Origin of the sequence: Enterobacter sp. NFIX58 (assembly GCF_900110475.1) — a bacterium.
Taxonomy (GTDB): Bacteria; Pseudomonadota; Gammaproteobacteria; order Enterobacterales; family Enterobacteriaceae; genus Enterobacter; species Enterobacter quasiroggenkampii.
In genome coordinates, this window is record NZ_FODW01000007.1 from 30,140 (window position 1) to 44,492 (window position 14,353).

Here is a 14,353-nt window from a genome sequence, read left to right on the forward strand (position 1 = left end):
CCTTAGTCAAATTTCATACGCGTGGCTTTCAGGTTCACTATCGCCAGTGCGCCTACCAGCAGGAAGATCAGGGTGGCAATCGCCGCCGCCAGACCGAAGTCCTGACCGCCGCCACCTTCGAAGGCGATACGGTAGGTGTAGCTCACGAGCAGGTCGGTATAGCCTGCCGGCGTGGTGGTGCCCAGGCGGTCCGGGCCGCCGTTGGTCAACAACTGAATCAGCACGAAGTTGTTAAAGTTAAAGGCGAAGCTGGCAATCATCAGCGGGGTGAGCGGCTTGATGAGCAGCGGCAGCGTAATCTTAAAGAAGTTCTGGAACGGGCCCGCACCGTCCATCGCCGAAGCTTCGTACAGGTCATCCGGGATGGCCTTCAGCAGCCCCATGCACAGGATCATCATGTACGGATAGCCCAGCCAGGTATTGACGATGATGATCATCGAGCGGGCGGTGGTTGGGTCGCTGAACCAGGCCGGTTTGATGCCGAACAGCGCGCTCAGCATCATGTTGATTTCACCGAAGCTCTGGTTAAACAGCCCTTTGAAAATCAGAATCGAGATAAACGACGGCACGGCATACGGCAGAATCAGCAGCACGCGGTAGATCGCTTTGCCCTTCAGGGATTCCCACTGGACAAGACAGGCCAGTACCATGCCCACGGCCACGGTGAGGATCACGGTCAGTACGGAGAAGACCACCGTCCAGACGAAGATGGCGAAGAACGGTTTCTGAATGCCTTCGTCGGTAAACACGCGGGTAAAGTTGTCCCAGCCGATGGTGACGGTGTAGCCCGGGCTGAGCTTGTCATCACCCCATTTGCCGTCGGCAGTAATGGACTGATAGAAACCAATGTCGTTATTCGGACGATATTTCACACCGCTCTGGTTGTTGGTCAGCGTGCCGTCATCCGCCAGGGTATAGAGCGGTTGGGTGCCTGAGAACTGGCGCAGCGAGCTCATGATCACTTTGCTTTCGTCCGGCAGCACGGCGGTGAGCTGGGTCAGCGCCTGACGGTTCTGGGTAATGACGCGCAGGTTGGCACGTTCACCTTCCGGCAGGGCTTGCGCCTCTTTTAAGGCCAGCTTCTGCTCGCCGCCAAATTTGAAGGCGTCAGAAACATAGTATTTCCCGCTTGCTTCGTCAGTGAGCGCTAACTTCCACTCATTGCCTGCAGGATAGAGGCCGAAGTTAAAGGTCTTGCCTGCCTGGTATGAGCGGTCCAGCAGGACCTGCTGCGCGCGTTCCTGCGCAAGCTGGTTGGTGCTGCTGTAGTTGGTAAACGCAATGGCGACGGTACAAATCAACGGGAACAGGACAAACAACCCCATCCCGGCCACGCCAGGGTAGACATAGCGCCAGGCGTAGGCTTTACGGTTGGCGAAAATATACAGGCCAGCAGAGCTTAAAATCAGCGTCATGATGGCGAACAGATATTCCCCTTGTACGTACATTAAAACAACAAGGTAACCCACCAGCAGGCACAGCAGACCGATCGCTGACCACTTCAGCGCGTCGCTTTGCCACCAGCGTTTCTTTTTAATGACATCCATGGGGTTCTTCCTCTACAACGGTGGAATCTTATCGTCAGGTGGCGCTGCGCTTACCTGACCTACGGATCGTGCCGTAGTCGTAGGGCGGGTAAGCGCACGCGCCACCCGCCGTTTTTCTGCTTACTTCGTAATACGACCCTGAGCATCTTTCAGCGCGGCATCAACGGTCTGGCGACCGCTTGCAGCGTTGATAACCGCGGTACGGGTGGCGTACCAGAATGCGGCCATCTGTGGGATGTTCGGCATGATTTCGCCTTTCTGGGCGTTATCCATGGTGGCCGCGATACGTGGGTCTTTCGCCAGCTGATCCTGGAAAGATTTCAGCGCGACGGCGCCCAGCGGTTTGTCCTTGTTCACTTCATCCAGACCCTGATCGGTCAGCAGGTAGTTTTCCAGGAACTCTTTCGCCAGCTCTTTGTTCGGGCTGGCGGCGTTGATGCCTGCGCTCAGCACGCCAACGAACGGTTTAGACGGCTTGCCTTTGAAGGTTGGCAGCAGCGTCACCCCGTAGTTGATTTTGCTCTTATCGATGTTGGTCCAGGCCCACGGACCGTTGATGGTCATCGCGGTTTCGCCTTTGTTGAACGCCGCTTCCGCGATGGAGTAATCGGTATCCGCGTTCATGTGTTTGTTCTTGATCAGGTCAACCAGGAAGGTCAGGCCCGCTTTCGCACCTGCGCTGTCGACGCCCACGTCTTTCACGTCGTATTTGCCGTTTTCAAACTTGAACGCGTAACCACCGTCGGCAGCAATCAGCGGCCAGGTGAAGTACGGCTCTTGCAGGTTGAACATCAGGGCGGATTTACCTTTCGCCTTCAGCTCTTTATCCAGTTTCGGGATCTCTTCCCAGGTTTTCGGCGGGTTAGGAACCAGGTCTTTGTTGTAAATCAGAGACAGGGCTTCGACCGCGACAGGGTACGCGATCAGCTTGCCGTTATAGCGAACGGCATCCCAGGTGAACGGGAACAGTTTATCCTGGAACGCTTTGTCCGGGGTGACTTCAGCCAGCAGGCCAGACTGCGCGTAACCGCCGAAACGGTCATGCGCCCAGAAGATGATATCCGGGCCGTCGCCGGTTGCCGCAACCTGCGGGAATTTCTCTTCCAGTTTGTCCGGATGCTCTACGGTCACTTTGATGCCGGTGTCTTTCTCGAATTTTTTGCCCACTTCGGCCAGGCCGTTATAGCCTTTGTCGCCGTTAATCCAGATAACCAGTTTGCCTTCTTCAATTTTGGCGAGCGCCGGTGCGGAAATCATCATTGCTGCGAGGGCGGACAATGCGAAAACGCGTGCGCCAGTCTTGATATTCATATCTGCCATCCTTTTTGGTGATGTCTCGTGGTATGACTTCAGTGGTTCAACGTGACTCAGTCTCCTTATTTGACATCCTCTTTCCATCCTCCCAACCCCTACGCCCCACCCCCCGTTTGTGTGATCTCCGTTGCATAAATTTAAGTTATGAGTGCTGGCGCACATAAAAACGCACTGAATTTTGCAGGCGGCTTCACGAATTTTGCCCTGGCCCGCCCGTGCCGGTCGCAGAGCCTGCTCTCTCATCCTCCCGCCTCCTCCCCCATAAAAAAGCCGGGGGGTGGAGGATTCGGGAAAGTAATGGATACCCCATAGTGAACTTATCTTGAATGTTTCTGTCGGTGACAGGTTGTAACGAAGGGAGAAGGGCATGGCGAGCGTACAGCTGCGTAATGTAACGAAAGCCTGGGGTGACGTTGTGGTGTCGAAAGACATCAATCTGGACATCCACGAAGGTGAATTCGTGGTATTTGTCGGCCCATCAGGCTGCGGTAAATCAACTCTGCTGCGTATGATTGCCGGTCTTGAAACCATCACCAGCGGCGACCTGCTGATCGGTGATACCCGAATGAATGACATCCCGCCTGCCGAACGTGGCGTAGGCATGGTGTTCCAGTCTTATGCTCTCTATCCCCATCTTTCCGTCGCCGAGAACATGTCTTTTGGTCTGAAGCTGGCCGGCGCGAAGAAGGAGGTCATTAACCAGCGTGTGACGCAGGTGGCGGAAGTGTTACAGCTGGCGCACCTGCTGGAGCGTAAGCCGAAAGCGCTTTCAGGCGGTCAGCGTCAGCGTGTGGCGATCGGCCGTACGCTGGTTGCCGAGCCGCGCGTCTTCCTGCTCGACGAACCGCTTTCCAACCTGGATGCCGCCCTGCGCGTCCAGATGCGTATCGAAATCTCCCGTCTGCACAAGCGTCTTGGCCGCACGATGATTTACGTCACCCACGATCAGGTCGAAGCGATGACCCTCGCCGACAAAATTGTGGTGCTGGATGCCGGCCGCGTGGCGCAGGTGGGCAAACCGCTGGAGCTGTATCACTACCCGGCAGACCGCTTTGTTGCGGGCTTCATTGGCTCGCCAAAGATGAACTTCCTGCCCGTCAAAGTGACCGCGACCGCGATTGAACAGGTACAGGTGGAGCTGCCAAACCGCCAGCAGGTCTGGCTGCCGGTCGACAGCGCCAACGTACAGGTGGGGGCAAACATGTCCCTCGGTATTCGTCCTGAGCATTTACTGCCGAGCCACATCGCCGATGTGACGCTGGAAGGTGAAGTTCAGGTCGTCGAACAGCTTGGTCACGAAACACAGATTCATATCCAGATCCCCGCCATCCGTCAGAACCTGGTCTACCGCCAGAACGACGTGGTGTTGGTAGAAGAGGGTGCCACATTCGCTATCGGCTTGCCGCCAGAGCGCTGCCATCTGTTCCGTGAGGATGGCACTGCATGTCGTCGGTTGCACAAAGAGCCAGGCGTTTAAGCAATCCCAAAAGAAGACACGAAACCGACAGGTGAAGTGTTCAAAGAAAAGCAATGATCTCAGGAGATAGAATGATGATTACTCTGCGCAAACTTCCTCTGGCAGTTGCCGTCGCAGCGGGCGTAATGTCTGCTCAGGCAATGGCCGTGGATTTCCATGGTTATGCTCGTTCCGGTATCGGCTGGACGGGGAGTGGCGGCGAACAACAGTGCTTCCAGGCAACCGGTGCTCAAAGTAAATACCGTCTGGGTAACGAATGTGAAACCTATGCGGAACTGAAGCTGGGCCAGGAAGTATGGAAAGAAGGCGACAAGAGCTTCTACTTCGACACCAACGTAGCGTACTCCGTGGCGCAACAGAACGACTGGGAAGCCACTGATCCGGCGTTCCGTGAAGCCAACGTGCAGGGTAAAAACCTGATTGAGTGGCTGCCAGGTTCCACCATCTGGGCCGGTAAGCGCTTCTATCAGCGTCATGACGTCCACATGATCGACTTCTACTACTGGGATATTTCAGGTCCTGGTGCGGGTATCGAAAACGTCGATCTGGGCTTCGGTAAACTGTCTCTGGCCGCGACCCGTTCTCAGGAAGCGGGTGGTTCATACATCTTCACCAGCAACGATATCTATCATAACTTCAAAGACACCGCTAACGACGTCTTCGATGTGCGTTTAGCGCAGATGGAAATCAACCCGGGCGGTACGCTGGAGCTGGGTGTTGACTATGGCCGAGCTAACAAAACTGACGGTTACAGCTTCGCTGACGGCGCATCTAAAGATGGCTGGATGTTCACCGCTGAACATACCCAGAGCATGCTGAAAGGCTACAACAAGTTTGTTGTCCAGTACGCTACCGATGCAATGACCACTCAGGGCAAAGGTATTCCGCAGGGTTCCTTCACCGGCAACAACTATGACAAAGACGCTGAAATTGGTGTTGTAGACAACAAGATCAACAACAACGGCTCTCTGGTTCGTATTCTCGACCACGGTGCGATCTCTCTGGGTGACAGCTGGGATCTGATGTACGTCGGTATGTATCAGGATATCGATCGTGACGACAACAACGGTACGACCTGGTACACCGTGGGTGTGCGCCCAATGTATAAATGGACGCCAATCATGAGCACCTTGCTTGAAGTAGGCTACGACAACGTTAAGTCGCAGAAAACTGACGATACCAACAACCAGTACAAAATTACCCTTGCACAGCAATGGCAGGCCGGTGACAGCATCTGGTCCCGTCCAGCGATCCGTGTCTTCGCAACTTACGCGAAGTGGGATGAGAAATGGGGTTATGACAACGGCATTGCAAAAAGCGATACCAAAGCCACAACCTACAGCCGCGGTGACAACGACGAGTGGTCCTTCGGCGCCCAGATGGAAATCTGGTGGTAATACCGTCTTAACCTGACGTAATGACCAAACTGAGGGGCGCAAGCCCCTCAATCCTTGGGACGGCGCGCTATTGCCTGGCTACCGCTGACCTGTGCATTTTGAGGTGATAACAATGAAAATGAACAAAACTCTCCTTGCCCTTTGTTTATCCGCAGGGTTGCTGGCGAGCGCGCCTGCTGTAACGCTCGCTAATGTGAATTTCGTTCCGCAAAACACAACATCCGCGCCGGCCATACCGGCCGCAGCGTTGCAACAGCTGGTCTGGACGCCTGTCGATCAATCTAAAGCCCAAACGACCCAGCTCTCGACGGGGGGACAACCGCTTAATGTTCCAGGCATCAGTGGCCCGGTGGTCGCATACAGCGTGCCCGCTAACATTGGCGAACTGACGTTAACGCTCTCCAGTGAAGTCAATAAACAGACCAGCGTCTTTGCCCCGAACGTGCTGATTCTTGACCAGAATATGACGCCTTCTGCATTCTTCCCGAGCGAATACTTTACCTATCAGGAACCCGGCGTCATGAGCGCAGACCGCCTGGAAGGGGTAATGCGCCTGACGCCTGCGCTGGGTCAGCAGAAAATTTATGTTCTCGTCTTCACCACGGAACAAGATTTGCAGCAAACCACCACGCTGCTTGATCCCGCTAAGGCCTATGCCAAAGGCGTAGGTAACGCCGTACCGGATATTCCGGACCCGATTGCCCGCCATACCACTGACGGCCTTGTGAAGCTGAAAGTATCGACCAGCAGTGCATCCAGCGTCCTGGTCGGCCCGCTGTTTGGCTCCTCCGGTACCGGCCCTGTCACGGTAGGTAATACCGCTGCGCCTGCCTATACCGCACCTGCTGCCACGACAGCCGCACCGGTAGCGACCGCAGCGCCAGCCCCGGCGAAGAAAGCGGAGCCGGTACTGAACGACACCGAAGAATACTTCAACAACGCCATTAAGCAGGCGGTGAAGCGCGGCGATGTCGATAAAGCGCTGAAACTGCTTGATGAAGCCGAACGTTTAGGTTCAACCACTGCCCGTTCCACCTTTATCAGCAGTGTAAAAGGCAAGGGGTAACCGTTTCCCCGCAGTGCTGATTTGTTAGTCGTTTGGTGCGCCTGAGTGGGCGCACTTTTTTTCGTCTCCGCCGGGCTGTTGCACTCTTGTTGCGATCGTGATCGTTAAATAACGTTTGGCCCCCCTCAATCCGTGTTTCTGCGATACAATGCCATTACGTTATGTATCGGAGAGTCTGGCATGTCACACCCTGCGCTAACGCAACTGCGTGCGCTGCGCTATTTCGACCAAATACCTGCGCTTGATCCCCAGCAACTGGACTGGTTGCTGCTGGAAGATTCCATGACGAAACGTTTTGAGCAGCAGGGAAAAACGGTCACGGTGACCCTGATTCAGGAAGGGTTTGTCTCTGGCGATGAGATCGCCAACGAGCTGCCGCTGCTGCCGCACGAGCCACGTTACTGGCTGCGTGAAATTTTACTTTGTGCCGATGGCGAGCCGTGGCTTGCCGGGCGGACGGTGGTGCCCGAGTCCACCCTTTCCGGGCCAGAACTGGCGCTGCAACGTCTGGGGAAAACGCCGCTGGGGCGTTACCTTTTCACCTCGTCTGAGCTTACCCGGGATTTTATTGAGATTGGTCGTGATGCCGAACTGTGGGGGCGTCGTTCCCGCCTTCGCCTGAGCGGTAAGCCGTTAATTCTGACGGAGCTTTTTTTACCGGCATCGCCGTTGTACTAAGAGGAAGAAAAAATGGAGTGGAGCCTGACGCAGAATAAGCTGTTGGCGTATCACCGCTTAATGCGTACCGATAAACCGATTGGCGCGTTGCTGCTGCTGTGGCCGACCCTATGGGCGCTGTGGGTTGCCACGCCGGGCGTGCCGCCGCTGTGGATCCTTGGCGTGTTCGTGGCTGGCGTCTGGCTGATGCGCGCGGCGGGCTGCGTGGTCAATGATTATGCCGATCGTAAATTCGACGGCCATGTAAAGCGTACTGCCGGTCGTCCGTTACCCAGCGGGCAGGTCACCGGGAAAGAAGCCCGCGTGCTGTTCATCATTCTGGTGCTGCTCTCTTTCCTGCTGGTGTTAACCCTCAACACCATGACCATCCTGCTTTCCGTTGCGGCGCTGGCCCTGGCCTGGGTGTATCCTTTTATGAAGCGCTATACCCACCTGCCTCAGGTGGTGCTGGGGGCGGCGTTTGGCTGGTCGATTCCGATGGCGTTTGCGGCAGTTAGTGAGTCCTTACCGCCCAGCTGCTGGCTGATGTTCCTGGCGAACATACTTTGGGCGGTGGCGTACGACACGCAGTACGCGATGGTTGACCGCGATGACGACCTGAAAATTGGCATCAAATCCACCGCCATCCTCTTTGGCCGTCAGGACAAGCTGATTATTGGTATCCTGCAGGTCGCGGTACTGGCGCTGATGGTGGCGATCGGTCGCCTGAACGGGCTGAACTGGGAGTTTTACTGGTCCGTGCTGGTGGCGGGGCTGCTGTTTGCCTACCAGCAAAAGCTGATTGCGAAGCGCGAACGCGACGCCTGCTTCAAGGCGTTTATGAACAATAACTACGTCGGTCTGGTGCTGTTTTTAGGGCTGGCGATGAGCTACTTCATCTAAAAAAAGCCGGGTGGCGGCTTCGCCTTACCCGGCCTACGATTAGCAGGATATGTAGGCCCGGTAAGCGTCAGCGCCACCGGGCGTTTTTTTACCGGCGACGCAACAGCCGGAGCGCGTTCGCCGTCACCAGCACCGTCGCGCCGGTATCCGCCAGCACCGCCAGCCACAGCCCGGTCATGCCCAGCAGCGTGGTCACCAGAAAAATCCCCTTCAGCCCCAGCGCGATGCCGATGTTCTGACGGATATTGGCCCGCGTCGCGCGCGCAAGATCGATCATCTGCGCCAGCCCGGTCAGGCGGTTGTGGGTCAGCGCCGCGTCAGCCGTTTCCAGCGCCACGTCGGTCCCGCTGCCCATCGCAATACCGATGGTGGACGCTTTCATCGCCGGGGCATCGTTAATCCCGTCACCGACCATCGCCAGCGGCGCCTGAGCATTCAGTTCCGTCACCGCGCTGACCTTATCCGCCGGCAGCAATCCGGCTTTAAACGCCAGCCCCAGCTCACCGGCAATGGCGGCGGCCGCGCGCGGGTTATCGCCGGTGAGTATCACGCCCTGCACGCCCAGCTGATGCAGCGCCGCCACGGCCTCTTTTGCGTCATCGCGCAGGGTGTCGCGCAGCGCCAGCATCCCTTTTGCGATGCCGTCCTGCATAACGGTCACGACAGTTTGTCCGGCCTGTTCTAACCCCTCCACCTCTGGCGTAGAAGACTTGCCAGCCGCGACAATCAGTACCTTTTTACCGTCAACGGTGGCCTCAATCCCTGTCCCGACCAGCGCCCGCTGGGCGGTTGCCGGAGGGATGTTCAGCCCGCGCGACTGCGCTTCTCGCACAATCGCCTGCGCCAGCGGGTGAGTGGACCCCTGCTCAACGGCGGCGGCCAGGGTCAGCAGTTCATCTGCACTGATGTCCTGCGGATACACGCCGGTCACCTGCGGCTTGCCGACGGTCAGCGTACCGGTTTTATCAAAAGCGATATGCTGGACCTGGCTCAGCTGCTCCAGCGCCGCGCCGCCCTTAATTAGCGCCCCGCGACGTGCCGCAGCCGCCAGCCCGGACGTAATGGCCGCCGGGGTGGAAATCACCAGCGCGCACGGACAGCCGATCAGCAATAGCGTCAGCCCTTTATAAATCCACCCCTCCCACGGCGCGCCAAAGAACAGCGGCGGAACGACGGTAACCAGCAGGGCAACCAGCATAATGGCGGGCGTGTAGATCCGGCTGAAGCGGTCGATAAAGCGTTCGACCGGCGCGCGGCGCTCTTCGGCCTCTTCAATCAGCTTCAGGATGCGGTCGATGGCGCTGTCACCCGGCTCGGAAAGCACGGTGAGCTGCACCAGACGGTCGACGCTGGTGGCGCCTGCAGGCACTTTTTCACCCGCCTCACGTTCAACCGGAATGGATTCGCCGGTCAGGGCGCTTTCATCAAAGCTCGCGGTGGCGGTAAGCAGCGCACCGTCTGCAGGCAAGCGTCCGCCTGCCGCGACTTCAATCACGTCGCCCGGACGAAGGGTCGTGATGGCGACCGTTTCACGCGTGCTGTTTACCACGCGCGTGGCGGTTTCCGGCTTCAGCGCCATCAGCGCGCTGACCCCTTTGCGCGCCCGGCTGGCTGCCCAGCCCTCAAGGCGTTCACCGATTAAGAACAGCAGCAGCACCATCGCCGCTTCTGCCGTCGCGCCAATAAACAGCGCGCCGATGGCCGCCACGCTCATCAGCGTTTCGATGGCAAACCAGCTGCCGCTTTTCATCAGGCGTAGCGCCTGACGGGCAATCGGGAACAGACCGACCAGCGTGGTGGCGATAAACGCCAGGTTGCCGAACGGATGGTTAATCTGTTCCAGCCCCCAGCTCAGGGCCATCATGATGATGAGGGTGATGAGCGGCAGGTTTTCCCGCAGGGATGACGTTTTTTCCGCGGGCGCGGCTTCGCTACGCAGGCTGTAACCCGCCTTGCTTACCGCGGCTTCCACCTGTTTGCTGACGTCGTTTTCGGCGCTAACCAGCAGCTTTTCGGTGGCGAACAGCACCTGAACGTGGCTGACGCCCGGCACCTGTTTCACCGCATTTTCTACTTTACGGGCGCAGGCGGCGCAGTCCATGCCGTTAACGACCCAGCTGTAGCGGTTGCCGCTTTCGGGCAGCATTTCCGTTTGCGTTTCGCACGTGCCTTCGCAGCAGCAGCCATCTTGCGGCGGAACCGGACTGAGCTTAAGCGCCGAGAATTGAGGAACTTTTTTGGGTGTTTCTGGAGTCGACATGGCAGTCTCCGGCAATGATAATTTTCTCATTAACCGCAGCATACACTCTGGAGTCGACTCCAGAGTCAAGCGTTATTTAGATATACAGCGAACGCACAATCAGGAAGTGCCCGGCAAAGTAACAGGCGGCGGCAATCGCGTTATCCGCCCGGAAACGGCGGCGGTAGTGGCTGCCCAGCCACACGATATTCCCAATCAGCAGCAGCGCGGCGCCGAAGAATGCGGACATTGCTGGAGCGGTCGGACGGAAGAACCACAGTTCACCTGCCAGCCATACCATCACCAGGGTCATGGCGATAAACGTGCAGACCGGCAAACGCATCTCTTCCAGACGCGACCAGATCACCGCGATCAGCAGGGCGCCAATCACCAGCAGGACCAGCGGCAGCGGCCAGAAGAAAGAGAGCGTCATCTGGCTGGCGAAGTAGATGGTATACAGCAGGTGCGACAGGAAAAATGCCCCTACGGCATACAGCAGGCGCTGGCGCGGCAGCAGGGTCAGGGCGTCGCCAATCAGAGAGGCGCACAGCCCGGCGAGCACCAGATAGCTGACGGCGTTGAACATCGGCGCTTGCCAGGCCAGCAGCAACAGAAGCAACAGCGTGACGGGTTTAAACAGCCAGCGCTGCCAGGTGGGACCACGGTACGACGCATCGACATAAAGCCATGCGGAAAAACAGACAGCGATAAATGACCAAAGCATATTAACTCCCTGTATCTGTTAAGTCTGAATAATCAGTTTCTGATCCAGTGTAGTGACGCGGGCGGGCGTTTGGCAATGGCGGGGAAGGCAGGGTATCCTGAATTCCGCATAATCTGATGGGATTGTAGAATGAGCAAGATGCCGCTGTTTTTCATTATCGTGGTGGCGATTATCGTCATTGCCGCCTCGTTCCGCTTCGTGCAGCAGCGCCGCGAGAAGGCGGATAACGATGCCGCACCGCTGATGCAAAAGCGCGTGGTGGTGACGAACAAACGCGAAAAACCGCTCAATGACCGCCGCTCGCGCCAGCAGCAGGTGACGCCTGCGGGCACAACAATGCGCTATGAAGCGAGCTTTAAGCCGGAAACGGGCGGCCTGGAGATGACCTTCCGCCTGGAGGTGCAACAGTACCACCAGTTGACGGTGGGAGAGAAAGGAACGCTGAGCTACAAAGGGTCGCGATTCGAAGGGTTTGCACCGGAGCGGTAACGCCGGGCGGCACTGCGTTTGCCCGGCCTACAGGGTTTCGTAGGCCCGGTAAGCGAAGCGCCACCGGGCGATAGCGCGCACCTTACTTCTTCACCTGCGCCTTAAACTTCTTCATCCACACCAGCAGCTCAAACACGCCGAAAATAAACACGCGCAGCTGCTGCCAGCCCGTCATCTGCGGGCCGTCTTTCGGCAGACCGTTTTTCAGCATCACCATCTGCAGGGCGTGCATGAACGAGGTGAAAATCAGCGCCACGTTAACGAAAATATTCATCGGGCGCGGGAACGGGTGCACCAGATTGAGCAGCAAAAACGCCCAGACGCCCAGCATCAGCAAGCGTCCCAGATTAATCAGTACCGGCATCGGATCCTCCTTGTGCCTGACGGTGATACAGACGATAAGCAACCTGACCTGCGACTTTTTCACGGTGCAGATCCCAGTGGGCGGGAACCGGCGGTAAACCGTTTTCCACTTCGCTTTCCACGTAAATCAATGCGTCATCCGCCAGCCAGCCGTTTTGCTCCAGCAGGGATAACGTCTCTTCCAGCAACCCCTTGCGGAACGGCGGGTCGACAAACACCACGGTGTGCGGCGTGCCCTTTTGTGCGAGGAAGCTCAGCGTGTTGGTGTTCACCACTTTCGCGTTGCTCGCCTTCAGCGTCGCCAGATTTTGCTGCAACGTCTGCGCCACGCCGCGCTCCATCTCCAGCAGCGTGGCGCTGGCAGCATAGCGCGACAGCGCTTCCAGCCCGAGCGCACCGCTTCCGGCGAAGCAGTCCAGGCAGCGGGCGTCTACCATTGACGGGGCCAGCCAGTTAAACAGCGTCTCGCGCACGCGATCGGTAGTAGGGCGTAAACCGGGGCTGTCCGGCACCGGTAATTTCCGGCCTCGCCACTGACCGCCGATAATACGAATTTGACCGGCCGGGGCGCGGTTGGGTTTCTTCATCTCAGGAAAGCTCTGTTAACAATTGGCCTGCGATTGCGGGCGGTGATGTCAATTAAGTAAAGTGTTAGACTATTTCATCATTTTTTTAGCTTCCATGTATATAGCGCCGCGAGGAGTGTAGTCGCAGATGGCAAAACAAAAAAAACGTGGCTTCTTTTCCTGGCTGGGCTTCGGTGAAAAAGAGCAAGAAACAGAACAGAAAACCGAAGAGCAACATGCCGTTGAAGAGCCGTCGCAGCCTGAAACGCCAGTAGAAACCGCCGCGGTTGTCGATGCGGAAGAAACGGCGCACAGCAAAGAAGAGGTTGAAACCTTTGCTGAAGAGGTGGTTGAGGTCACTGAACAGGTTCAGGAAAGCGAGAAGCCAGAACCGGTTGTCGTAGAAGCCGCTATCGAAGCGCCACAGGCTGCTATCGAACACGAAGAGCTGCCGCTGCCGGAAGAGGTCAAAGACGAAGCGGTGTCTGCCGAAGAATGGCAGGCCGAAGCGGAAATCGTTGAAATCGTTGATGCGGTGGAAGAAGAGGCGGCGCTTGAGCCAGAGCTGACCGACGAAGAGCTGGAAGCTCAGGCGCTGGCGGCCGAGGCCGCTGAAGAAGCGGTTATCGTTGTGCCGGTAGAAGAGCAGGCCGAAGAAGAGACCGTTCAGGAGCAGGAAAAACCGACCAAAGAAGGTTTCTTCGCGCGCCTGAAGCGCAGCCTGCTTAAAACCAAAGAAAACTTAGGTTCCGGATTTATCAGTCTGTTCCGCGGCAAGAAGATCGACGACGATCTGTTTGAAGAGCTGGAAGAGCAACTGCTGATTGCGGACGTGGGTGTCGAAACCACCCGTAAGATCATCACTAATCTGACCGAAGGGGCGAGCCGCAAACAGCTGCGTGACGCCGAAGCGCTGTACGGCCTGCTGAAAGACGAGATGGGTGAAATTCTCGCAAAAGTTGACGAACCGCTTAATATTGAAGGCAAAACGCCATTTGTTATTCTGATGGTCGGCGTGAACGGCGTGGGTAAAACCACCACCATCGGCAAGCTGGCACGTCAGTTCGAGCAGCAGGGTAAATCGGTGATGCTGGCGGCGGGCGACACCTTCCGTGCGGCGGCGGTTGAGCAGCTGCAGGTGTGGGGCCAGCGCAACAACATCCCGGTCATTGCTCAGCATACCGGCGCGGATTCCGCGTCCGTGATCTTTGACGCCATCCAGGCAGCGAAGGCGCGCAACGTGGATGTGCTGATTGCCGATACCGCAGGGCGTTTGCAGAATAAATCGCACCTGATGGAAGAGCTGAAGAAAATCGTTCGCGTCATGAAGAAGCTGGACGAAGACGCACCGCATGAAATTATGCTGACCATTGATGCCAGCACCGGACAGAACGCCATCAGCCAGGCAAAACTGTTCCATGAAGCGGTAGGACTGACGGGGATCACGCTGACCAAACTGGACGGCACCGCGAAAGGCGGGGTGATCTTCTCCGTGGCCGACCAGTTCGGCATTCCTATCCGTTACATCGGTGTGGGCGAGCGTATTGAGGATTTACGTCCGTTTAAGGCGGACGACTTTATTGAGGCATTATTTGCCCGAGAGGACTAACA

Annotated in this window: 13 protein-coding genes; 7 read left to right on the forward strand and 6 right to left on the reverse strand. The window is 57.2% G+C overall.

The window, feature by feature from the left end; translation table 11 throughout:
• Positions 1-2 precede the first annotated feature (2 nt).
• Together malF and malE are read right to left on the reverse strand one after the other, a co-directional pair.
• Positions 3-1,547, reverse strand: coding sequence for a maltose ABC transporter permease MalF (gene malF / locus BMW97_RS20915; protein WP_048030187.1), 1,545 nt, complete (start codon positions 1,545-1,547; stop codon positions 3-5).
• Between the two features lie 120 nt (positions 1,548-1,667).
• Positions 1,668-2,858 carry a maltose/maltodextrin ABC transporter substrate-binding protein MalE gene (gene malE, locus BMW97_RS20920; RefSeq protein WP_045909150.1) on the reverse strand — a complete coding sequence of 397 codons (1,191 nt, stop codon included), beginning with the start codon at positions 2,856-2,858 and terminating at the stop codon, positions 1,668-1,670.
• Positions 2,859-3,228: 370 nt separating this feature from the next.
• Here malE and malK point away from each other — a divergent pair, with 370 nt between their 5' ends.
• The 5 genes from malK (at position 3,229) to ubiA (ending at position 8,361) form a co-directional block, all read left to right on the forward strand.
• Entirely contained in the window at positions 3,229-4,338 is a 1,110-nt protein-coding gene (gene malK, locus BMW97_RS20925) for a maltose/maltodextrin ABC transporter ATP-binding protein MalK (RefSeq protein ID WP_008500080.1), read from the forward strand.
• 71 nt (positions 4,339-4,409) lie between these two features.
• Positions 4,410-5,735 carry a maltoporin gene (locus tag BMW97_RS20930; protein ID WP_074168353.1) on the forward strand — a complete coding sequence of 442 codons (1,326 nt, stop codon included), beginning with the start codon at positions 4,410-4,412 and terminating at the stop codon, positions 5,733-5,735.
• A gap of 112 nt (positions 5,736-5,847) precedes the next feature.
• Entirely contained in the window at positions 5,848-6,801 is a 954-nt protein-coding gene (gene malM / locus BMW97_RS20935) for a maltose operon protein MalM (protein ID WP_045909151.1), read from the forward strand.
• Positions 6,802-6,981: 180 nt separating this feature from the next.
• Positions 6,982-7,479, forward strand: a complete 498-nt coding sequence (gene ubiC, locus BMW97_RS20940; protein ID WP_021242729.1) for a chorismate lyase — start codon at positions 6,982-6,984, stop codon at positions 7,477-7,479.
• A 12-nt stretch (positions 7,480-7,491) separates the two neighbouring features.
• The gene (gene ubiA, locus BMW97_RS20945; protein WP_045909152.1) at positions 7,492-8,361 is read left to right on the forward strand and encodes a 4-hydroxybenzoate octaprenyltransferase; all 870 of its coding nucleotides are present in this window, start codon (positions 7,492-7,494) and stop codon (positions 8,359-8,361) included.
• Positions 8,362-8,449: 88 nt separating this feature from the next.
• Here the strand turns inward: ubiA and zntA are convergent, their stop codons facing one another.
• Positions 8,450-10,621, reverse strand: a complete 2,172-nt coding sequence (gene zntA / locus BMW97_RS20950; protein ID WP_045909153.1) for a Zn(II)/Cd(II)/Pb(II) translocating P-type ATPase ZntA — start codon at positions 10,619-10,621, stop codon at positions 8,450-8,452.
• 76 nt (positions 10,622-10,697) lie between these two features.
• Complete coding sequence (locus tag BMW97_RS20955) at positions 10,698-11,324, reverse strand: lysoplasmalogenase (protein ID WP_045909154.1); 627 nt, start codon at positions 11,322-11,324, stop codon at positions 10,698-10,700.
• 129 nt (positions 11,325-11,453) lie between these two features.
• On the opposite strand from BMW97_RS20955, the gene BMW97_RS20960 reads away from it, so the two are divergent.
• A complete protein-coding gene (locus BMW97_RS20960) occupies positions 11,454-11,813 on the forward strand; it encodes a DUF2500 domain-containing protein (protein ID WP_045909155.1) in 360 nt (119 codons plus the stop codon).
• An 82-nt stretch (positions 11,814-11,895) separates the two neighbouring features.
• On the opposite strand, the gene BMW97_RS20965 is transcribed toward BMW97_RS20960, so the two are convergent.
• On the reverse strand, positions 11,896-12,177 hold the full coding sequence (locus tag BMW97_RS20965; RefSeq protein WP_008500088.1) for a DUF1145 family protein: 282 nt from the start codon (positions 12,175-12,177) through the stop codon (positions 11,896-11,898).
• Positions 12,161-12,763, reverse strand: a complete 603-nt coding sequence (gene rsmD / locus BMW97_RS20970; protein ID WP_008500089.1) for a 16S rRNA (guanine(966)-N(2))-methyltransferase — start codon at positions 12,761-12,763, stop codon at positions 12,161-12,163. Before rsmD ends, BMW97_RS20965 begins: the two co-directional genes overlap by 17 nt.
• 127 nt (positions 12,764-12,890) lie before the next feature.
• Between rsmD and ftsY the strand changes: the two genes are divergently transcribed.
• Positions 12,891-14,351: a signal recognition particle-docking protein FtsY gene (gene ftsY, locus BMW97_RS20975; protein WP_045909156.1), complete on the forward strand. Its 1,461-nt coding sequence runs from the start codon at positions 12,891-12,893 to the stop codon at positions 14,349-14,351.
• The last annotated feature ends 2 nt before the right edge of the window (positions 14,352-14,353 follow it).

Excerpts from the sequence above, each read along its gene's own strand:
- ubiC (WP_021242729.1), top strand. The coding sequence starts at position 6,982 with ATGTCACACCCTGCGCTAACGCAACTGCGTGCGCTGCGCTATTTCGAC.
- BMW97_RS20965 (WP_008500088.1), bottom strand. The coding sequence starts at position 12,177 with ATGCCGGTACTGATTAATCTGGGACGCTTGCTGATGCTGGGCGTCTGG.
- ftsY (WP_045909156.1), top strand. The coding sequence starts at position 12,891 with ATGGCAAAACAAAAAAAACGTGGCTTCTTTTCCTGGCTGGGCTTCGGT.
- malK (WP_008500080.1), top strand. The coding sequence starts at position 3,229 with ATGGCGAGCGTACAGCTGCGTAATGTAACGAAAGCCTGGGGTGACGTT.
- malF (WP_048030187.1), bottom strand. The coding sequence starts at position 1,547 with ATGGATGTCATTAAAAAGAAACGCTGGTGGCAAAGCGACGCGCTGAAG.
- malM (WP_045909151.1), top strand. The coding sequence starts at position 5,848 with ATGAAAATGAACAAAACTCTCCTTGCCCTTTGTTTATCCGCAGGGTTG.
- zntA (WP_045909153.1), bottom strand. The coding sequence starts at position 10,621 with ATGTCGACTCCAGAAACACCCAAAAAAGTTCCTCAATTCTCGGCGCTT.
- BMW97_RS20930 (WP_074168353.1), top strand. The coding sequence starts at position 4,410 with ATGATGATTACTCTGCGCAAACTTCCTCTGGCAGTTGCCGTCGCAGCG.
- ubiA (WP_045909152.1), top strand. The coding sequence starts at position 7,492 with ATGGAGTGGAGCCTGACGCAGAATAAGCTGTTGGCGTATCACCGCTTA.
- malE (WP_045909150.1), bottom strand. The coding sequence starts at position 2,858 with ATGAATATCAAGACTGGCGCACGCGTTTTCGCATTGTCCGCCCTCGCA.
- BMW97_RS20960 (WP_045909155.1), top strand. The coding sequence starts at position 11,454 with ATGAGCAAGATGCCGCTGTTTTTCATTATCGTGGTGGCGATTATCGTC.
- rsmD (WP_008500089.1), bottom strand. The coding sequence starts at position 12,763 with ATGAAGAAACCCAACCGCGCCCCGGCCGGTCAAATTCGTATTATCGGC.
- BMW97_RS20955 (WP_045909154.1), bottom strand. The coding sequence starts at position 11,324 with ATGCTTTGGTCATTTATCGCTGTCTGTTTTTCCGCATGGCTTTATGTC.